At 50.9% G+C, this 20,270-nt stretch carries 19 protein-coding genes, 1 tRNA gene and 1 riboswitch; of the genes, 11 read left to right on the forward strand and 9 right to left on the reverse strand.

The annotated features are described in order from the left end of the window. Window positions 1-22: 22 nt before the first annotated feature. From MRJ96_16655 to MRJ96_16665, 3 genes are all read left to right on the forward strand, one after another. Entirely contained in the window at window positions 23-3,784 is a 3,762-nt protein-coding gene (locus MRJ96_16655) for a PAS domain S-box protein (GenBank protein ID MDR4503076.1), read from the forward strand. 121 nt (window positions 3,785-3,905) lie between these two features. Continuing rightward, the gene (locus tag MRJ96_16660; protein ID MDR4503077.1) at window positions 3,906-4,340 is read left to right on the forward strand and encodes a response regulator; all 435 of its coding nucleotides are present in this window, start codon (window positions 3,906-3,908) and stop codon (window positions 4,338-4,340) included. Between the two features lie 100 nt (window positions 4,341-4,440). Continuing rightward, the gene (locus tag MRJ96_16665; GenBank protein MDR4503078.1) at window positions 4,441-4,884 is read left to right on the forward strand and encodes a response regulator; all 444 of its coding nucleotides are present in this window, start codon (window positions 4,441-4,443) and stop codon (window positions 4,882-4,884) included. 110 nt (window positions 4,885-4,994) lie between these two features. Here the strand turns inward: MRJ96_16665 and MRJ96_16670 are convergent, their stop codons facing one another. Next, entirely contained in the window at window positions 4,995-6,152 is a 1,158-nt protein-coding gene (locus tag MRJ96_16670) for an ATP-binding protein (GenBank protein MDR4503079.1), read from the reverse strand. Between the two features lie 339 nt (window positions 6,153-6,491). Continuing rightward, window positions 6,492-6,585, forward strand: a riboswitch (cyclic di-GMP riboswitch). 166 nt (window positions 6,586-6,751) lie between these two features. Here MRJ96_16670 and MRJ96_16675 point away from each other — a divergent pair. Genes MRJ96_16675 through MRJ96_16685 form a run of 3 tightly spaced genes read left to right on the forward strand, consistent with a single transcriptional unit; the run spans window position 6,752 to window position 9,678 of the window. Continuing rightward, window positions 6,752-7,927, forward strand: coding sequence for a hybrid sensor histidine kinase/response regulator (locus tag MRJ96_16675; protein MDR4503080.1), 1,176 nt, complete (start codon window positions 6,752-6,754; stop codon window positions 7,925-7,927). Between the two features lie 25 nt (window positions 7,928-7,952). Then, window positions 7,953-8,348 (forward strand): response regulator transcription factor, encoded by a 396-nt coding sequence (locus MRJ96_16680; protein MDR4503081.1) that lies wholly within the window; start codon window positions 7,953-7,955, stop codon window positions 8,346-8,348. Between the two features lie 4 nt (window positions 8,349-8,352). Continuing rightward, on the forward strand, window positions 8,353-9,678 hold the full coding sequence (locus MRJ96_16685) for a response regulator (GenBank protein MDR4503082.1): 1,326 nt from the start codon (window positions 8,353-8,355) through the stop codon (window positions 9,676-9,678). A 48-nt stretch (window positions 9,679-9,726) separates the two neighbouring features. Here MRJ96_16685 and MRJ96_16690 read toward each other — a convergent pair whose 3' ends face one another. The 6 genes from MRJ96_16690 to rplI all read right to left on the reverse strand — a co-directional run bounded on the left by MRJ96_16690 (window position 9,727) and on the right by rplI (window position 14,492). Then, on the reverse strand, window positions 9,727-10,215 hold the full coding sequence (locus tag MRJ96_16690) for a pyridoxamine 5'-phosphate oxidase family protein (protein MDR4503083.1): 489 nt from the start codon (window positions 10,213-10,215) through the stop codon (window positions 9,727-9,729). Window positions 10,216-10,278: 63 nt separating this feature from the next. Next, complete coding sequence (locus tag MRJ96_16695) at window positions 10,279-10,956, reverse strand: response regulator transcription factor (protein ID MDR4503084.1); 678 nt, start codon at window positions 10,954-10,956, stop codon at window positions 10,279-10,281. A 14-nt stretch (window positions 10,957-10,970) separates the two neighbouring features. Then, window positions 10,971-12,074 carry a histidine kinase gene (locus MRJ96_16700; protein ID MDR4503085.1) on the reverse strand — a complete coding sequence of 368 codons (1,104 nt, stop codon included), beginning with the start codon at window positions 12,072-12,074 and terminating at the stop codon, window positions 10,971-10,973. Between the two features lie 130 nt (window positions 12,075-12,204). Then, window positions 12,205-12,669, reverse strand: a complete 465-nt coding sequence (nrdR, locus tag MRJ96_16705; protein MDR4503086.1) for a transcriptional regulator NrdR — start codon at window positions 12,667-12,669, stop codon at window positions 12,205-12,207. A 30-nt stretch (window positions 12,670-12,699) separates the two neighbouring features. After that, complete coding sequence (locus MRJ96_16710) at window positions 12,700-13,971, reverse strand: serine hydroxymethyltransferase (protein MDR4503087.1); 1,272 nt, start codon at window positions 13,969-13,971, stop codon at window positions 12,700-12,702. An 11-nt stretch (window positions 13,972-13,982) separates the two neighbouring features. Then, window positions 13,983-14,492 carry a 50S ribosomal protein L9 gene (gene rplI, locus MRJ96_16715; protein MDR4503088.1) on the reverse strand — a complete coding sequence of 170 codons (510 nt, stop codon included), beginning with the start codon at window positions 14,490-14,492 and terminating at the stop codon, window positions 13,983-13,985. A 474-nt stretch (window positions 14,493-14,966) separates the two neighbouring features. On the opposite strand from rplI, the gene MRJ96_16720 reads away from it, so the two are divergent. The 4 genes from MRJ96_16720 (at window position 14,967) to MRJ96_16735 (ending at window position 17,640) form a co-directional block, all read left to right on the forward strand. Then, on the forward strand, window positions 14,967-15,383 hold the full coding sequence (locus MRJ96_16720; GenBank protein ID MDR4503089.1) for a hypothetical protein: 417 nt from the start codon (window positions 14,967-14,969) through the stop codon (window positions 15,381-15,383). Window positions 15,384-15,513: 130 nt separating this feature from the next. After that, complete coding sequence (locus MRJ96_16725; GenBank protein ID MDR4503090.1) at window positions 15,514-17,028, forward strand: hypothetical protein; 1,515 nt, start codon at window positions 15,514-15,516, stop codon at window positions 17,026-17,028. Between the two features lie 74 nt (window positions 17,029-17,102). Then, a tRNA-Leu gene (locus tag MRJ96_16730) sits at window positions 17,103-17,188 on the forward strand. A 227-nt stretch (window positions 17,189-17,415) separates the two neighbouring features. After that, a complete protein-coding gene (locus tag MRJ96_16735; protein MDR4503091.1) occupies window positions 17,416-17,640 on the forward strand; it encodes a DUF433 domain-containing protein in 225 nt (74 codons plus the stop codon). A 714-nt stretch (window positions 17,641-18,354) separates the two neighbouring features. Here MRJ96_16735 and MRJ96_16740 read toward each other — a convergent pair. Continuing rightward, window positions 18,355-18,624, reverse strand: a complete 270-nt coding sequence (locus tag MRJ96_16740; protein MDR4503092.1) for a hypothetical protein — start codon at window positions 18,622-18,624, stop codon at window positions 18,355-18,357. Between the two features lie 252 nt (window positions 18,625-18,876). Between MRJ96_16740 and MRJ96_16745 the strand changes: the two genes are divergently transcribed. Continuing rightward, window positions 18,877-19,221: a hypothetical protein gene (locus MRJ96_16745; GenBank protein ID MDR4503093.1), complete on the forward strand. Its 345-nt coding sequence runs from the start codon at window positions 18,877-18,879 to the stop codon at window positions 19,219-19,221. Window positions 19,222-19,765: 544 nt separating this feature from the next. Here MRJ96_16745 and MRJ96_16750 read toward each other — a convergent pair. Then, window positions 19,766-20,149, reverse strand: a complete 384-nt coding sequence (locus tag MRJ96_16750; GenBank protein ID MDR4503094.1) for a hypothetical protein — start codon at window positions 20,147-20,149, stop codon at window positions 19,766-19,768. Between the last annotated feature and the right edge of the window lie 121 nt (window positions 20,150-20,270).

The raw sequence follows: 20,270 nt of genomic DNA on the forward strand, positions 1-20,270 counted from the left end.
GTCATTTCCCCTTGCAGGTACTATGTTGAAGACTGAATACGCACAAACTACACCTAAACGCTCAACCTTAAATCCCTTTCGCAGTACGCTTCGCAACAAAATCACATGGATGCTCTCTGGGATACTCCTGGGCGCGACGTTAGTTGTCCTTCACCAAACGAGACAAAGTTATTTCGCCGCACTGACTGACGCGTCCGCCAATGAGGTTCGACACAGCATTGAGAGACTGGAAGGGCTTTGGGGCAACCAAATCAACCTCATTGGAGAAGATGTCCGCTTTCTTTCCCAAACGCTTCCCATTCAAGCCATTGTTCACGCACGAAAGACCGGAGAGAGCAATCCACCAACGAAAGAGACGGCATCCGATTGGAAGAACCAGGTAGCCATGATGTTTACGGCATTCATGAAAGTCAGAAACAACTATCTTCAAATTCGATTGATCGGCATCGAAAATGATGGGAAAGAGCTCGTTCGGGTCGATCGCCAACAAGGCGCTGTTTGGAGAGTCGGAGAATCCAGTTTACAAAAAAAATGGCACCGGTCGTATATGCAGGAAACGATACGTCAACCTCCAGGAACACTCTACTATTCTCCGATCGACTTAAATCGTGAGAATGGGAGAATCAGCGTTCCCCATATACCGACTTTGAGGGTCGCCACCCCAATTCATACATCTTCCGGCGAGATTCTGGGAATATTCATCATTAACTACAACATGAACGAATTGTTTTCCCAGATGCGCGGCATGGTGCGCGCGAAACAAACGTTGTACCTCACAAACCAAACCGGTGAATACCTCATGAATCCGGACCCTAAAAAGAACTTTCTGTTCGAGTTTGGCCAATCCTACACAATGCAACAGGATTTCCCTCAATTCAAAACATGGCTGACATCCAGAATGACTCCTCAACTCCCCGCCATCTTATCCAGTACCGTCAATGATCATGTGTTCGAACTTAAAAGGCTTCCATTTCCAGACAAGAAGACTAGATACATGATCCTCGGCCTGCATGATTCGTCCGACCCTTCACTCATTCTCCTTAATACGCTCATAACGAATATTGGTTTTCTATCGGTTGCGGTTCTCTCTTTAATCTGCGTAGCGATGATCTGGCTTGCTCGTTTCATGAGTCGGAAAGAGCATGAGCTACTCTCAATCATAAACACCGCCCCGACTGGCCTTCTCATGACCAATGAAGCTGGCACCATCGTCCTGACCAACGCTTTACTGACTCAAAAATTTGGGTACGAAGAAGAAGAGTTGTTAGGCCAGTCGGTAGAAATGCTTCTTCCCAAACGTTTCCGTTCCGAACATCCTACTCATCGTGCCGATTTTTTTGCCGAGCCCAGTCCACGCCGGATGGGCAAGGGGCGCGAACTGTATGCGCTGCGAAAAGACGGTTCCGAGTTTTCGGTCGTCATAGGCATTACCTCACTGAAGACTGATGCGGAGACCTTAATTTTAACTTCGGTCGTCGATATCAGTGATCAAAAACTCGCAGAAGCCCGTTACAGAGACTTGATTCAATCCAACCTGCTCTTGATGTGGACCTGTCGCCCGACCGGTGAATGTGACTTTTTGAACGAACGCTGGCTGGCGTACACCGGCAAATCCGCGGACGAGCAGCTGGGGTATGGATGGTTAGAACAACTCCACCCCGATGATCGAGAACGCGTGAATCGCACCTGGCAAGAAGCCGTGAAGAACGGGTCCCACTTGATGGTGAAATTCCGTATCCGATGCCATGACGGCAGCTACCGGTGGTTTCTGGCTTTGGCCAATCCCTTAATGGACGACCGGGGAGCGATCGACCGTTGGGTCGGCTGCAATATCGATATTGAAGAGCAGCATCAGGCGGAAATAGCGCTTCAAGATTTGCTGCAACAGAATCGGCATATTCTTGAATCGGCGGGAGAAGGCATTTGGGGGTTGGACCTCGAAGGCAATGCCACGTTCGTCAACCAGGCTGCCGCGCGCATGTTAGGCTATCAACCAGAAGAGCTCATCGGAAAACCGATGCACACGCTGGTTCATCATACCAAACCCGATGGGTCGCCTTATCTTCAGGAATCCTGTCCCATGTATACCGCCTTCACCGAAGGCACGGCTCAACACCGGTCGGATGAGTACCTGTGGCGGAAAGATGGATCACACTTTCCCGTGTCATACACGAGTAGCCCGAACCTGGACGAACACAAGCGACTAACCGGAGCGGTCGTGGTGTTCCGGGACATCACCGAAGAGCTGGAAGCCAAAAGAATGATCGCCGAGAAGAATTTGGAACGCACACTCATCCTCGATAATGTTCCAGCCCTGGTCGCCTCGTTCGACCGGCACCATCACTATCGATTCGCCAATAAACGATACCTGAAATGGTTCAATATCACAGATGATTACCTCAAGGGCAAACATGTCCAGGAGTTGCTGACCTCCGAAGTCTACACGAACATCATACGCCCTAAGATGGATCGGGCCCTGAATGGCGAACTCACGTCATTCGAGTTGCAAATTCCACATGCCAACGGGCATCTGCGCTGGGTCCAAGCCACCTACGTTCCGGATCGAGATGTCCAGGGCGTCGTTCATGGGCTGTTTGCGATGGTCGTGGATATTCACGAACGCAAGCAATTCGAAGCGCAACTAGAAGAAGTCACGGAACGTCTTCAATTAGCCACGCAATCCGCCGAAATCGGGGTCTGGGACTGGGACGTCACGCGCAACGTGCTCACCTGGGACGAACGGATGTACGAGCTCTATGGAGTCACCCGCAACACCTTTGCCGGCGCGTACGAAGCCTGGACCAATGCCCTGCATCCCGACGATCACGACCGGGCCCATGGCCAACTCCAAGCGGCCCTGGCAGGGGACGCCACGTTCAATTGCGAATTTCGCATCATCTGGCCCGATCAATCCATTCACCATATTCGGGCCTTTGCGACGGTCCAACGCAATCAAGCCGGAGAGGCGATTCGTATGATCGGCGTCAACTGGGATATCACCATCGAGAAACTTCAGGAACACACGTTGACGCAGTACATCGATAATCTCCGGCGTTCGAACGCAGAACTGGAACAGTTTGCCTATGTGGCCTCGCATGACCTTCAGGAACCCCTTCGAAAAATCCGAAACTTCTCGGAACTCCTGGCCCTCCGCGCCAAGGGTCACCTGCCACAGGAGGCTGAAAAATACTTGAAGACGATCGTGGATGGGGCCCTTCGCATGCAAACGCTCGTGCAAGATCTCCTCGCGTATTCCCGGGTCGCACGCGGCGCACTCAAGGTCGAATCCGTGGATCTTCGTGACGTGCTCAAGACCGTCCTCGAAAATTTAGATCAACGAATCATTGAAGCCAAGGGAACTATCACGGTCGGCACACTGCCCGTCGTCGTGGCCAATCGAACTCAGATGGAACAGTTGTTCCAGAATCTCATCGGTAACGGGGTGAAATATCGAACCGACGCGCCTCCTGTAATCGGCGTGTCGGCGGAGCGCAAGTTGACCCATTGGCTCTTCTCCGTTCGAGACAATGGCATTGGCATCGACCCTCAGTATGTCGAACGGATCTTCGTGATCTTTCAACGGCTCCACACGAAGCAAGAATACACAGGAACAGGGATCGGACTGGCCATATGCAAAAAAATCGTGGAGTTACACGGCGGTGATATCTGGGTGGAATCGACGCCTCACCAAGGTTCGACCTTTTTTTTCACCCTCCCCGATCGCTCGAAATCGTCCTCTTCAATCGCGCACAACACCAGTTCATCTCAAGAGCTTTCAGCCTAGCTAGACAGTTTTGAGGGCATGGGATAAGATGTTTAGATAGATACCCGTTTACGCTGCTCTCGCTCTTCGTTGTCCGCAACATTCTCGCAAGAACTAGCATTCGTTATCTAAGGAGAAATCGATGCTCGACCAGTCCAATCCGATTCATGTTCTCATGGTTGAAGATGATGAAGAAGATGTCGAGCTGACGAAGGTCGCATTGTCAAAGTCAAAAGTCGCCCTTGACCTTCAAGTCGTCGAGAATGGAGCCGAGGCCATGAGCTACTTGAAGAAAGCGCCTCCCTACCAGGACAGACCTCGTCCGGACCTGATTCTGCTCGACCTGAATCTCCCCAGAAAAAACGGGCGCGAAGTTCTCGCAGATCTGCAAAATGATGAAAGCTTACGGTTGATCCCGGTGATCATCCTCACCACATCCGACCAGGATGAAGACGTACTGAGAACGTATGAGCTGGGGGCCAATTGCTATATCACAAAACCCGTGGGATTGGAACAGTTTTCAAAAGTCGTCAACGCTATCGACCACTTTTGGTTTTCAATCGTGAAGCTCCCTTGACCGGCTGCCATAAACCTTCGCGACCTCGGTCCGATCCCACAGGAATCACCAATCTCCGAACGCAAGGTCCGCGATCAACGCAAGAGAAAAGGAATGCCTTATGTCACCCCGACCGATATCGATACTGTTAGTTGAAGATGACGACGAAGATATCTATTTGACTGAGGAAGCGCTTCACGCTTCGAAGCTCGTGATACAGTTAGACATCGTGAAGAATGGAGAGGACGCCATTAAGTATCTTCATCGTGAGGCGCCCTATGGCGACAAAATGTTGCCAGACTTGATTATCCTGGACCTGAATTTGCCCAAAAAAAATGGATGGGAGGTACTCGAAACGATCAAATCCAACGCCACGCTCAGAACCCTCCCAGTTACGATCCTCACCACCTCCAGTGAAGACCCCGACGTACGGCGCGCGTATGACATGGGAGCGAACAGCTACATCACCAAACCCATCGGACTCGAAGCGTTTCGCAGCGTCGTTCACACGCTTGAGGACTTTTGGTTCACGATCGTGAAGCTGCCTCCCAAGCCAACCAGATAGCCATCCCTCCAAGATGATGGAGTACCCTGGGCTCGCGAATGCCGCAAGTTCTTTCTCGTGCCCAGCATGAAGCGCAAGAAACAAGGGCTCACGGCGATGTCTTCGTAGGATTAAACGGCTGTGATCTGAACGGCAGCCGATGGCCGGTCTGTTTGAGGAGAGTCAATCTTCGGAAATGTCACGCTGAATGTACTTCCCTGGCCTTCAACGGAATTCACCCAGATTTTTCCGCCATGAAATTCGACGATTTTTTGACAAAGGGCCAGACCAATACCCGTGCCCTTTGGGATGTTCGTATGGTCTATTCGTTCAAACACCGTGAATATCGTCGTCAGATATTTCAGCGGGATTCCGACTCCATTGTCACGAACTTGTAGATGCCAGTATCCATCCTGTTCATCGACCGCGACGTCGATTTGCGGAGGTTCGGCGCGACGAAAGCGGATGGCGTTGCTGATGAGATTGCGGAACAATTGCTGAAGCAACCCCTGATTCCCCAGAATCTCTGGCAGAAGCGCGATCGTGATGTTGGCCTGAGCCTCCTGAACGACATCCTCCAATTCTCCAAGCACCTCGTGAACGGTCTCAGACAAATTCACGGGAAGCAATGGTTGCTGCCCGCCACCGACCAAGGAATACGCTAAAAGATTCGTAATGAGTTGCCGCATATGATAGGCATTCTTAAGGGAGCGACTGAGATAATCCGCAACCTGTTCGGGTATATGCCCTTTGAGATCCTTCTCCATGATTTCCAGGTAATTAATGATTCGTCTGATTGGAGCCTGTAAGTCATGCGAAGCCCGGTGGGAAAATTGCGCCAACTCCTTCTGCGATCGTTCGATTTCGAGTCGCTGCTCTTCTGCCTGCCGTATTAACACCGACTTCTCGACCGCGAGGACGACTGCGCGGATGAGGTCGTCTGCCGTCGTCTTTTTTTTCACGAGGTAATCTGCGGCTCCGCTCTTGAGCGCATTTCTTACGATCGATTCATTGCCATGATTTGTCAGAAGCAGGACCGGAATGTTTCGGTCACGCTGTTCATGAATCAATTTCGTCATCCATTCCAACCCATCCGCATCGGGAAGCTGATAATCGAGCAAGACGCAATCCGGATGCTCAGCCAGGAACAATTCCCAGCCTTTCGTTCCGGAATCAGCCTCGAGCACCTGAAAGACCGGGTGTTGATTCTTCCGTAGATAGTGACAGAACACCTCTCGTGCCTCTGCGCTGTCGTCGATAAGCAGGACGGTCAAAGAAGAAGTCGTCATCGCTTGGGAAGTCATGAGAATAGAGTGATTAAAAGGGTAATTCTTGATGGATCTCGCATATCCATGAAGACCGTTGCTTATGATGCCGGGCCTTTACGTGTTGCTGGCACGCCTGCCAGTATCGAGTTTCATGCTATTAACCCTCTCGGCTTATCATCCTTTTTCCTAAAGGCGCGGCGCCTGCCAGTAGCTAGGATCGAGAAACTGACAGGAACCATCAGATCACGTCCAGTGAATAGTCCCAATGAACGCTTCTCTTCAACACGCCTGCCCTTTCTGCGCCGGACGATGGGCCAGCCATAAAGTTGTACGCTCCGAAGACCGATCAGAGAATCAACATCGTGAAAAGGGCAAACCATCCGTAAGGGTGGGACGCAAAGCCAAGGGACCTTTGAGAACGGTTGTGCAGACAGAGGTTCGCCCGGTTGCCACTCATGCACCCCCTCCGGCTCGGCTCTCACGCTTCTGGCTCATGGGTGTCCAGCAGTTGTCACCCAAGATTCCCTTCTCACTCTCACAAGACATTGGTCATCAACCGATAAGGCAATAAAAGATTTCTCCGATGACCGTAGAGAGAACAAGAAACAAGGTCACCATTCATGTCTGCCGCTGAAGCTCCAGATACGCTGCGCGTCCTCCTCGTGGAAGATGACGAGGACGATGCCGCTATGACGCGGGCGCTACTCTCCAATATTCCCGGGACGCGTTTTGAGATGGATTGGGTCTCATCCTACGACCGCGGGCTAGAAATGATTCAAGCCAATCGCCATGATGTCGACCTGGTCGATTATCACCTTGGCATGCACTCCGGGCTGGACCTCCTTCACGCAATCCAAGGGGAAACGCGACATGCCCCGGTGATTATGCTCACCGGCCACGGGAACGAATCGGTCGTCCTCGAAGCCATGCGGTCAGGAGCAGCCGACTATCTCCCCAAAGGATCCATGTCCTCGGAAAGCCTAGAGCGAGCGATTTCCCATGCAGTCGAAAAATTCCGTTTACGATGCCACCTGGACGAGCGGCATCGTGAGTTGCAACAAGCTAATGACGATCTCAAGATGCGCAGCGAAGAAATCGAACGCTTCTACCATGTGCTGGCACACGAGCTCAAAACGCCACTCACGGCTGCCAGCGAGTTCGTGGATATTCTCCTCGAAGAAATTTCCGGCCCCATCAATGCCGACCAACGCGAGTACTTACAGATCATCGACGGTTGTTTCGACTCGTTGAAACAGAACATCAACGATTTATTCGATATCACACGTCTGGAAACCGGGAAATTAAGCGTGACCTTGGAGTCTGCCCCGGTCGATGACCTCATCCATCAGGTCGTGACATCATTCGGCCCCATCGCCCACCATAAAGGCGTCACGCTCGACTGCGCTGTCTCTCCAAACCTGTCCGCCGTCTTCATGGACCCGCAGCGCATTCGACAGGTCCTGAATAACTTGCTCAGCAATGCCATTAAATTCACGCCATCCGGAGGCTTCGTGACCATTGCCGCATCAGAAGAGACCGCCAACCCGTCCTTCCTGACCATTACGGTCACGGACACTGGACAGGGCATTGAAGCAGATCAATTGAGCCGCATTTTTGGTCGCCTCTATCAAATTCGTGATGACTCATCACCGTCGGTGGCCGGACTAGGCCTTGGACTTTTTATCGCGCGGGAGCTCGTGAAGCTTCATGGCGGCACGCTGTCGGTGACCAGCACACCGGGGGTAGGCAGCACATTTTCCTTTACCCTTCGTCACACGTCTCAACCCACGTCATGACGATTTAAGCGAAAGAGAGTGAAGCATGCAGAAGAAAATATTACTCGCTGAAGACGACGAACGAATCGTGAAAGCCATTTCCGTCCGGCTCAACGCAAAAGGCTATGAAGTCCTCGCTGCCTACGACGCCATCATGGCCATGCAAAAAACCATGGAACAAGATCCCGATCTGATCTTGTTAGACATCAACATGCCTGGAGGCAATGGGCTCACACTCGCCGAGCGATTAAAAAATTCCAGCAAAACGAGTCACATTCCTATTATTTTCCTCACAGCGAGCAAACAACCCGATCTTCAACAACGTGCGATCAATCTGGGAGCGATCGCCTTCTTCGAAAAGCCATTCGACTTTGATGAGCTACTGGCGACCGTTCGGGCCGCTTTGGACCACCCACATGTGCGCTTGACGAACGCGTACTAAGGCCATGTCACTCCTTTCGGTCATACCGGACCGTGAAAAAGCCTCACGTTCCTCACAAAGCCACGACTCCACTCAAGCCTTGCGTGTGCTCTTAATCGAAGACGACGAAGACGACGCGCTCATCGCAAAATCCCTATTATCCTCCATAGAAGGCTCCACGTTCCACGTGGACTGGATCTCATCATACGATGAAGCCCTCGACGTCATCCTGCAGAATCAACATGATGTCTGTCTGTTGGATTACCGACTCGAAGCGCGAACCGGCATCGAGTTTTTGAGGGAGACCCTGCAGTATGGTTGTCAAGTGCCCATCATCATGATGACCGGCGCGAAGGATCAAGAACTCGACTTCAAAGCCATCAAACTTGGAGCCGCGGACTATGTGGTCAAAGGCGAGACGGCTTCCGTTATCTTAAATCGCGTCATTCTCCACGCACTCGAGCGCAAGCGGGCCGATCTCGAAAGGCAGGAGCTCCAAACGCAACTTCTGGAGACATCCCGGCAGCTCGGCATGGCGGAAATCGCGATCAATGTTCTTCACAACGTAGGAAATGTCTTGAATAGCATCAATGTTTCCTCGGGCATCATCGCCCAGTCACTACGGCAAGCACATGTCGGAGAACTCGGGAAAGTCGCGGAACTCTTGAATGCCCACCATGATCAGCTTGGGCCATATCTGACCGACGATGCCAAAGGCAAGCTGATTCCCCAGTATCTACAAGGACTGGGAACCGACCTTTCCATACGGTTTAACCGTGCCATTCAGGAAGTCGATGCTCTGGTTTCTCAAGTAGATCATGTCAAACATGTCATCAAAGCCCAACAAGACATCGCCAAACCCGGCGGTCTGCAGGAACCGGTCCGGGCCGAAGAACTGATTGAGCAAGCGTTGATGATCAGTCACGGGGAGCTCGTCCATCATCATATCGCGATCGTCCGGGACTATGCCCACCTTCCGCAGATCATGCTTGACAAGCATCAAGTCTTGCAAATCCTGGTCAATCTTATCCGTAACGCCAAACATGCCATGCTCGCGATACAAAACATCCCCCACCGCCTCACGCTCCGACTGCGATATTGTGATGACCTGACAGATCACTTTCAGATCGAAGTCCAGGATACTGGGATAGGGATCAAGGCAGAAAATTTGACTCGTATCTTTGCCCAAGGCTTCACGACCAAGAAACAAGGCCATGGCATCGGACTGCATAGCAGCGCCCTGGCTGCGAAAAACTGTGGGGGCTCTCTTCAGGCCATCAGCGATGGGGAAAGGCATGGAGCGACATTTATCCTTCGGCTGCCGCTTTCCACGATACAGGCTCCCGCCTAACCTCAATCAAGGAGAGACAGCCTTTTCGCGAGACGCCTTGACACTGACCTACCCTGAACGGACTGGTTCGAACACGGACAAGTCCTCTCCCGTCAATAGATACGCTTTTCCAAACCCCATCACGAACCGGCCACTGACCGGTCGTAAATGGAATAAGAGAAAGTCCGGCAATTGCCGCAATAACGCGACCGTCTTGCCGTGTCGTTGCTGATAGCCGTCCAGCACTACTGTATAGTTCGAAGCATCCGGCGATACCGGAATCGCCTCACACTGATACATCACCCTGGTCCGCGCAAAAATCTGGCGGCTCGTGTGCTCATCAGCGATCACCATGATCGAAACGGTTGGGTTCCCGAGCATGTGCCGGGTATGCGCCGCTAATTGACTGACAAAAATGTAAAAATGATTCGGGGGACGATGGAGGTAGGGCGTATAACTCAGATCAGGCAGACCTTCAGGGTTTACGGTCGAAAGCTGAAGACTCTGCATCTTCCTGATGAGTTCCGCACAGACCGTTTCCGGTGCGTCCTCGCTCATGGCCGATACGTCGATTCTCGACGGCGAGCGAATTCATCAAGCAGGTTCCGCGTGCGTGGCGGACTAGGACTGCCGGGGTTCAAGTTCAATGATCCCTTTGCGGATGGCCAGAATTGCGGCCTGCGTGCGATCATAGACGTGGAGCTTATGGAAGATATTTCTGACGTGATTTTTCACGGTTTTTTCGCTGAGGTCCAGCACATTCGCGATCTCTTTGTTCGTCTTTCCATCCGCCACGAGACGGAGCACGGTAATCTCCCGGTCCGTGAGGTCATGCTCGAGCACTCCACGCTTCCGCCCTTTTCCTTCCGCAAGAAGTGAGAACTCCGCAAGGATTTTACTGGCGACGGAGGGATGAATGAGTGACTCCCCTCGAGAAATCGTGCGGATGGCCGCAACTATTTGCGCCGAATCACTGTCTTTCAGTAAATACCCGGTCGCCCCAGCCCGAACAAGGTCGAAAATATATTGCTGTTCTTCATACATCGTCAGCGCAATCACGCCGATATGAGGAAATTCCCGTTTAATAATCCTGGTCGCCTCGACTCCGGTCATCCCCGGCATACTCACATCCATCAGAATCACGTCGGGCAGAAGCACACGGGTTTTTTCCACGGCCTCTCCCCCATCACGCGCCTCACCCACAATTTCAATGTCGTCTTTGGTTTCGAGGATCGCACACAATCCTTCCCGGACCACCCGATGATCATCAGTGATTAAGACACGGGTTTTTTTAGCCATGCGAAAACTTCTCCTTATGATACGATCGGAATACGGATCGTGACGCTCGTCCCCTCGCCAGGCTGTGACTCCCAATGAACTTTCCCAGCCAGCATACGAGCGCGTTCCATCATTCCCTGCAAACCAAAATGATCCCATTTGGCAGGATTTTTTGATTCCATTTCCACGTCAAAACCGTTCCCGTTATCGGTGACGGTCGTTGAGAGTACACCATTTTGCGCAAGAACTTCCACCCTCACTCGAGAGGCCTGCGCATGTTTGGCGACATTTTGCAAAGCTTCTTGGACCATTCGAAAGACGAATACCTTGGTTTTGGGGTCAAAATGAATTTCATCACCTGTCGCGGTAAACACCGTACGAATTTTATGCTCCGATTCAAAGGACTTCATATAATTCGACAGGGCGGATACCAGATCGAGCGTGTCATAGTGTCCAGGGCGAAGATTATACACCACCTGCCGTGCCTCTTGAATCGCACTCTTGAGTTGACTGTTGGTCTGATTCAGCATCGTCAGACATTTGCTGGGGTCTGTTCTGACCAGATCCCGGCAACGTTCGAGCTTTAAATTGGACCCGACAAGCGTTTGGACCAGCCCATCGTGAATTTCACAGGCGATTCGGGTTCGCTCATCGTTCACGGCGCCTTCGGATTCTTCCTTGACGTAAAGCTGGAACAACGACTGATACCGCCTCAGCGTGGTTTCAATTTCAGTCGACGCGCGTATTCGGGCTTCGACCAATTGCCACATGAACTTTGCACTGGCCCCTCCAATAATCGCGAGATGGGAATCATGGATCTTGAATAAGGCTTTTTCCACGTCAGGGTTGCCAGTCACATCGATCACCAGGTCGATATCCTGACGATCGAGAAAATCTTGATAATTTTTCGTGACCGGGATTTTGAGACGTTGGGCCAATTGGACGCCACGTGTGCTGGCGCGTTTCTCGGCAAGCCCGACGACACGGACGAGCGGATCATCCGCAAAAATTTCAATTAAGGCCGTTCCCCCTTTTCCACCACCGATGATGGCTACTCGCGTCACCTCCACGGTCGCGTTAGAGCGACGGGACACTCGCGGTGATCGGGGCGATTTGGCTTTGGTTAGTGGGCGGGCCATGCGGGCGGTTTACTCTTTCTGGAAGGACAGAAGGACTCAACACATTCGAGAAGATGTTCGTCCTGAAAACCTATGCGTTGCGTCGTATAGACAAACCCTCTCGTCCCGGAAGAACTCTCCAGGACCCGGATTACGAGACTTGTTTTTCCTGAGCCAATACCCTGATCGTATCCATGAATTGGTCGATATCTTTAAACTCTCTGTACACCGACGCGAACCGGACGTAGGCGACAGGATCAAGATCGCGAAGCTCACGAATCACTTCCTCGCCGACATCACGGCTCGGAATTTCTGTCTCGCCTTTGTCTTGAATCCGTTTTTCAATGCGATCCACCGATGCCCCTAGCGCGCTAATACTTACAGGCCTTTTTTCGCAGGCCTTTTTGAGCCCGGACAGGATTTTGGTGCGGTCAAATGGTTCGCGACGGTTATCTTTTTTGACGACCATCGGCATACTTTCCTCGATACGTTCATAGGTCGTGTACCGGCGGCGGCAGGAAATACATTCTCGGCGACGGCGAATGATTTCTCCTTCTCGAGCCGTTCGAGAATCAATCACTTTGTCATCGAGTTGGTCACAGAATGGGCACTTCACCCGGGATGATCCTGTTGCCTACTGAGTCCGTTAGGCAGATTGATAGGAATAAAACATCGGAAAGCGAGCGGATAGGAATTTGACTTCTTTTTTCACTTCGCGCTGCGCTTTTTTATCGTCAGGACGAAGGATGACTCGATCCATCAAGGCCACGATTTCCTGCATTTCACCTTGGCCCATCCCACGAGTCGAGACGACAGGCGTCCCAATCCGAATGCCACTCGCCACAGCTGGTGGCTGCTCATCGTATGGGATGGCATTTTTATTCACCACGATTCCCGCTGCATCGAGCGCAGCCTCGGCTTCTTTACCCGTCACATTCTTGGAGGTCAGGTTGAGCAAGAACAAGTGGTTATCCGTACCATCAGAGACGACTCGGTAACCCCGATCCAGGAATTCTTGAGCCAACATCTTGGCATTTGCGATGACTTGTCGCTGATAGACCTTGAATTCAGGAGCCAATGCCTCTTGAAATGCCACGGCTTTTGCAGCAATGACATGCATGAGTGGACCGCCTTGCAACCCTGGAAATACGATTTTATCGACCGCCTTGGCATGTTCGGCCTTGCACATGATCATGCCGGCGCGAGGACCGCGCAACGTTTTGTGCGTCGTCGTCGTCACAAAATCCGCGTACGGTACGGGGTTAGGGTGAAGGCCGGCGGCGATTAACCCTGCGATATGCGCGATATCAACCATGAGATACGCCCCGACTCGATTGGCAATATCCCGAAACCGTGGAAAATCCAAGATTCGAGAGTACGCGCTCGCCCCAACCACCAGCATCCGGGGTTTACATTCACTGGCTATTCGTTCCACTTCGTCATAGTTGATACGACCGGTTTCACGATCCACACCATACGCGTAGGACTGAAAGAGTTTTCCGGAGAAATTCACTTTATGCCCGTGCGTTAAATGTCCACCATGCGCGAGGCTCATGCCCAAGATCACATCTCCAGGCTTCAGCACAGACAGATACGCTGCCATATTGGCGGTCGATCCTGAATGCGGCTGCACGTTGACATGCTCACACCCGAACAATTGTTTCGCGCGGGCAATCGCCAATTCCTCGACCGTATCCACATATTGGCAACCGCCATAATACCGACGACCGGGATATCCTTCGGCGTATTTATTGGTCATCACAGAGCCCTGCGCCCCCAAGACCGCTGGGCTGGCATAGTTCTCTGAAGCGATCAATACAAGCTTTTCCCGCTGGCGTTTCTCTTCGGCGCGAATGGCCGCGTACACCTCTGGATCAGTCTCTTGAATCGCCTTGAAGGTTCCGACTGGAAATCGCACAAACTGCCTCCCTACTCGGACTCAGATTGGGGACTATCCTCTGCTAAATCAATCTCATCCTGAACCGGCTCTTCACCGCCTTTCTTCACGACCGTGACCGATACTTCAGGAACAACCTCTCGATGTAATTTCACCGGCACAGCGTACGTCCCCAGCTCTTTAATCGGCTGCGCCAGGGAAATCTTCCGCCGATCGATCTCGATGCCTTCTTGCGACAACCGTTCTCCGATATCTTTTGACGTGACGGATCCGAAGAGCTTGTCGTCTTTACCCGTCTGAACCTCGAACGTCATCGACACGCTGGCAATACGTTTCCCAAGTTCACCTAGCCCTTGAAGTTCTTTCTTCAATTGATGAGTGGCGACTCGTTTGAGATGCTCGAACGCTTTGATATTCCTCGGATTTGCAAGGATAGCTTTTTTTCGGGGGATAAGATAGTTTCTGGCATAGCCATCAGCCACAGTCAGGAGATCTCCAAGATAACCAAGACCGTCCACATCCTCTTTAAGAATCACTTTCATCGACATTACTCCTTCTTCACATCAACGATATCTTCTATATCCATGACGACCCACGAATCCACACGTGCTATGGCCATCTCGACACGAGTTCATCCACGACAGCGATCCAACTTATTGACAGCCTTGAGAGTTTTGGGGAAAGTAGGGGCCAACGCTAAGCAATTGATCATAAAGTCGGGTCATCAAAAAGTCAATTTGCCCCTTTTGAAAACTGTAGGACGGCTCCTTCCATTCACACATTCGCATGTCCCTCCTAGACACTCTTGAAATGCCTTCACTACAATTAAATCAATAGAAGCCTTTCAACGCTTTCTGGAAAAACTCCAGTCTTTGAACGACTTAATCAAGTACCGTACCCTATTGCCTACGATGAAAGATTCATTTTCCCCGCCTTCTTTGAGGAAACATGACAGACGTGAAAACATCATGCTCATCTGGTGTATGACGATCTGCTGTCTATGTGGGATGTCACTCATGTGGACGCCTTCGTATGGACATGAGGGTGAGGCAGGTTCGATCTCCGGGGAATCAACCAATGTGTCGTTAAATATTCGACTCAGCCGTAAAGCCATCCATCCACCCAAGTCCCTGCTTGTCTCCACACTACACATCCCGGACATTCCCATTGCCAAACCGATCGTTGGCCCTCCACCTCAATCAGCCATATTGGAGGATGACGATCGTCACCGCCTCATGGTCCTGACCGTAGGTGACAATGGAGATTTAATCGCGTACATGTTAGATACTATCGACCTGACTCCCCATCTGTCTGCCTTGCGGGCACACATCATGAATCGCAGCTGTGCCACCGATCGTATGGAAATCACTGGAGGGTTGGGATGTATCGCACTCTGCGTCAAAGAAATTCTCGAGACTGAGATCTTACTTTAATAGCGAATTCAAATACGTGCCAATCGATACAGACGACACCCCCCGCGTGGTACGACGTTGAACCAGACGGGAGTTATTTGAAACGGCTATAACGTCACAAACCACCGAACTGCCCGAACGAACACGCACAATGAAACTCCAAGACCTTCTGACCCTGTATATCGATCAATTGCAAGAAGAACGAGACTTGGCCATGACGCAAGGGTTCGATGCTCCAGTTGACGTGGCGCAGGCACGACATCTTCGTACCATTGGCACCTTGCATATCTATGCACTAAGCCTTCCGAATGGACACATGTTGACACAAGATCTGCCCATTACGATTTTGCCGTCGAATAACTGTGAACCAACAGAAGGGATCGTACTAGGCACTCAGGATGGTGAGGTCCTGGTCCAAACATTCGATGCCTTCGGCGAGACCGTCCATCATTGCACCGTGGTTCCGGACACATCGGGGTTCCTCGAAACCGCGATTACGCGCCTGTCCGAGATGTCCACTAAACCGGAGTCGTTCACGCTCGGCCCCGCCGAACGGCTTGTCCCCTGGCTCAATCCCGATGAGAACGCCACCGACCCTGGAGCCAGAGCGAATGTCTCGGCTTCAGTGCTCTCGACGATGTGGCATGCCGACGAACACACACGTCATACGCATATCGGCAGCATGCTCGTTGACCATGCCCGGCAAAACAAACGCGTGCTCGTGATGGGCCCGGATCATGAATCCCTTGATCGTCTCCTAGGCTTCATCGCCAAGAAACTCCAAAACGCCGCGCTCCCCTTTAAAAGCCTCCTGAGCCGGTATGAACTGGCCATCCAAACAAGCGCAAACGGCATCGACTTGCAGGAAATCGGGTTCGAATCCCATATGCATCAATTTTATGCCAAGGCGAACTCCCACAAGGTGCTTCTGCGAAAAAAATATGAGCGTTTTCGAGAACTCACCCCCATCTTGGCTTACAAACGGGACAAGCAAAGAGACCTGAATGAAGTCAAACTCCTGGAATGGCGGCTCCTGACTTCATTGAGCGAATGGCAGGGTAAGATTAAATCCCTCGATAAAACCGTCGCAGATTATGAGGCCATTCCCATATGGAAGCGGCTTGCGATGCAAGCGGCGGGGAAGAATGTCGAAACGTTAAAAGAGTATCGCCTGATCTATGAACAGAAAATTCACGAACTCATGCGGGAAGTCGAAATCGCCCAGCAACGTATTCGAGAACTGGTTCCGGAAGCCACGATCCCTAAGGACATGAGACCCGAATATGACGAATTGAAAGAAGAAATCGCGAAGCTTGGGGGAACCAGAAAGATTCGGGAAATGCTCGCCGCTGGCGAAGGCACGAATCGCCAAGCATTTATTCAAAATAAGCGCATTGTCGCCACCACGGCCAGTCGGGTCCTCACAGACCCCATATTTCGTCGTACACGCTTTGATATGGCCATCATCGCCGACGCGCCCAAGATTCCCGCCCCATGCCTCTTAGGGGCCTCGGGACTAATCAGAGAACGAATCGTTCTTTGTGGCGACAGCGCTGATTTACAAGCATGGACTTCCGGGCACAAGACACAGGCATTCGGAAAGTGGCCTCAAACCTTTTTACCAGGAGTTGCCTCAGGGCCCATCCAAGCCGCACAGAATGCATAAAGGGCCCGTGAAACAGTTCTTGAGGATAACTCCTTGACCAACCTCCGTTAATTCACGATAATCCAGGTAGATGTGCCGAAGTGGCGGAATGGCAGACGCGCTAGATTCAGGGTCTAGTGTCCTTTGGGGCGTGCGGGTTCAACTCCCGCCTTCGGCACCATATACCTTACAAACATCTCTACTACCAGCCGATCCGTCATATACAACCAGAAACCATTGAAGTCTGATTGATAGAATACCGCTAGTAAAAGCCAGATCAATTTATGACCAAAGCCTGCCAGCAATGTCATTTTGTTTAACCCTCAAGTCTAGAGATAGGCAGGACCAATCTTCATTCTACTCATAGGCATGCCAGTATGATATGCTCACTTCAATGGAGATGAGCATATGTCCAACGTAGCAGACAGAATAACTGTGAACCCCAAACAATGTGGTGGACGTCCTTGTATTCGAGGGATGCGAATCCGAGTCACCGATGTCCTTGATCTACTTGCAAATGGCCTTACGACTGAAGAGGTTCTGCATGAGCTTCCGGACCTTGAACAAAAAGATATCCACGCCTGTTTAAGATTTGCCAGTGGTCGGCTCGATTACCCGATGGTGGTGGCTTGACTCTTTGGATCGATGCCCAGCTTTCTCCTCATCTTGCCCAGTGGATCGACCAGACATTTGAAATTGAGTCCCAGTCGGTGACGTCTCTAGGCCTCCGTGATGCCGAAGACGTTTCAATTTTCCAGGAAGCACGTGCGGTAGGTGCCATTGTGATGACCAAGGACCAAGATTTCGTTAATTTGGTTAGGCAATATGGTCCACCTCCCCAGATTCTCCTGGTTACTTGTGGAAATACGTCGAACAAATATCTTCGTTCTCTTCTCCAACAGGTATTCCCCAATATCTTCGAAACTGCTCCAAGCAGGAGAGCCACTTGTAGAACTGAGTGATGCGTGGTAATCCTGTTTCTTTTGTCAAACAATGAACAGGTTCAAAGTGTAGGAACGTCTATGTCGCGCATAAAACAGTTCATTCGGATATTCGATGCTAGAACATTTGGAGATACTGGTTTTCGTTCAGACGAGAATTCTCAGAAATGTAGTGAAACTCTCTAACTATTGTCATTGGTGATTATTAATAGAGTCAGGCAAAGAGCTGACTGAAGGGCTTTGGAGAATACGGAACCAATCGTCAAGAATATTACATAACTGGTTCTGGCATGTTCTGCCTGGGCGTGCCATCATCTCTCACTCTATTTCCATATGAAACGCCAGACATGCTCCACCGGTCTTGGGTCCCCGCTTCTCCCTGTTCTTCAATATCCTTCCAACGCTCTCAATAGAACGCGATGGTACTTGGGTTGATCTCAGCCGGGATACATTCATATTGATAGTCTGTATGTTCTTTCGCCAATGACAACTTCAGGGCATTGCAGTCATTTTTTTCGATAAAGGCGTCGATGTAACTCCACGTGCCCTGCTTTCCAGCCTGGGTGATTTGGATCTCTGATTTTTTAATGCCCCAAAGCACCCAGGTTGATGAGGCCGCCGCTAACACCGCACTCGCGACAATCAGGACAATTGCCAGGAAGATCATTCGTACCATCGTAAAACTCCTCTGTGAAAAGCAAAAAAAGAAAAGAGAGAAAGACACCATGAAAACCGGTGTATGCTCTTCGTTCAAAGAAAAAAACCCATACGGCCGATATTCAGTATAATGGGCAAGATCTTACTAGGTTTTCCCTACGAATAGGAATACACAGAAACCCTAGTCCTCGAACATATACAAACAGGCATCCTCGCCTCTATCTCAAGAAAGGAAAATCGCCAACTTGCCCATGCAAGACGACTCAGACCAATGCCTGATCTTCTCTGGATTGCTCATCTCTCACGGACTTTTTCTATTGTTCATTCACGCGGGGTTCGGTCTATGCTTTGGATGAAGACACATGAAATCGTTCTCCCGGACAATCGCAAGAAGATTACCCTGGAACGTCAATCATTGTTTGGCCCTCGTCAACGGATAAAGTACATCGAAGCCACGATTCAATCGGCCAGTCAAGAGTCGAAGACCGATGTCGTCACGGTAACGCGTCGTCGAATAGGATGGCGGTTTCGTATTCAATACCCCTTGATCACCACCTACTACAAAAAAAACGCAAAAGGCCAATGGAAACCCATTGGGACATCACTTCCATCCTGAACAGATTTTTTCCTTCTGACTATGTTCAATTTTCTACCATTCACCCGCCCATTTTTAACGATCATGTGATCATCCCGATTAATTTGCCTCAGCATTCCACTTGAGTCTTTGCCACAAGAGGGGACGTTGATTAGCTATTGTTCCGTCTATCTTTATCTTCTATTTTTTCTTCCTGTTACCCTCGTTTGATTCATTCTGCCGTTATCCTGACTCTCTCTCGAAGAGGGCCGCTGTGGAGCCGACATGTGCCCCTTGAAAGAGTTGACGTAGCCTCTTGGCACACTTGAGGGTTACGCCATATCTACTACGGGGTTGCGGTGTTCAATGAATACGAAGGACGGAGCCAAATAGTGAGTATGATGGAGGAACTGGCCTATGAACGTACCAGGGAGGCTGTGAAGGAAATGAATGGCAGGCACGCCGGAAGGCCGGGGAGAGAGAACCCATTAAGTTATGAATGTATCAGTGTCCCTTATTCACTGCCTAACTAATCCAGCAATTCTGTCTGATCTGTTGTAGAGGGGTCGCTCCGCTTTCGTTGAACCTAGGAGCGCTGGAACCAGACCACGACATCTGAGAAGCTCACGCTACCTGTGCCATCTATCACACTGAATTGGAGGCTATTCATCTTTCCTGTCAGGAATCGATTTCCTCCAATACTTTCGTGCATTGTCCGGCGTACGCCCTCGTTGAAGGTCGTCGATATTGCCGTATCCCCATTGATGGTAATCTCACAATTGAGGCCATTCGCATCGTTCGTGGGATCTGCCATAAACATAATGATCGGACGTTGCACAGCGGTCCCGTCACCAGTTGCAGCCGGCAAAGCAGTATCTGATGGCAATTCGAAAGTCAGCGTATGGCTTTCACTCGCGCTCAGAGTAAATGAGTGATCCAGCAAGACTTTATAGTCGGCAAGCGTTCTCATGTGTAACCTCCTTTGAAAGAATACGTGTCGCGTCATATGATCCGGCATGCAGTACTGAGTACACACCCTACCCAATTCTTCGATATACTTCAAAGGTCCTCACTCCTCAACTCATAGAAGC

The sequence above is a fragment of the Nitrospirales bacterium genome, assembly GCA_031315865.1.
Lineage (GTDB): Bacteria > Nitrospirota > Nitrospiria > Nitrospirales > UBA8639 > JAGQKC01.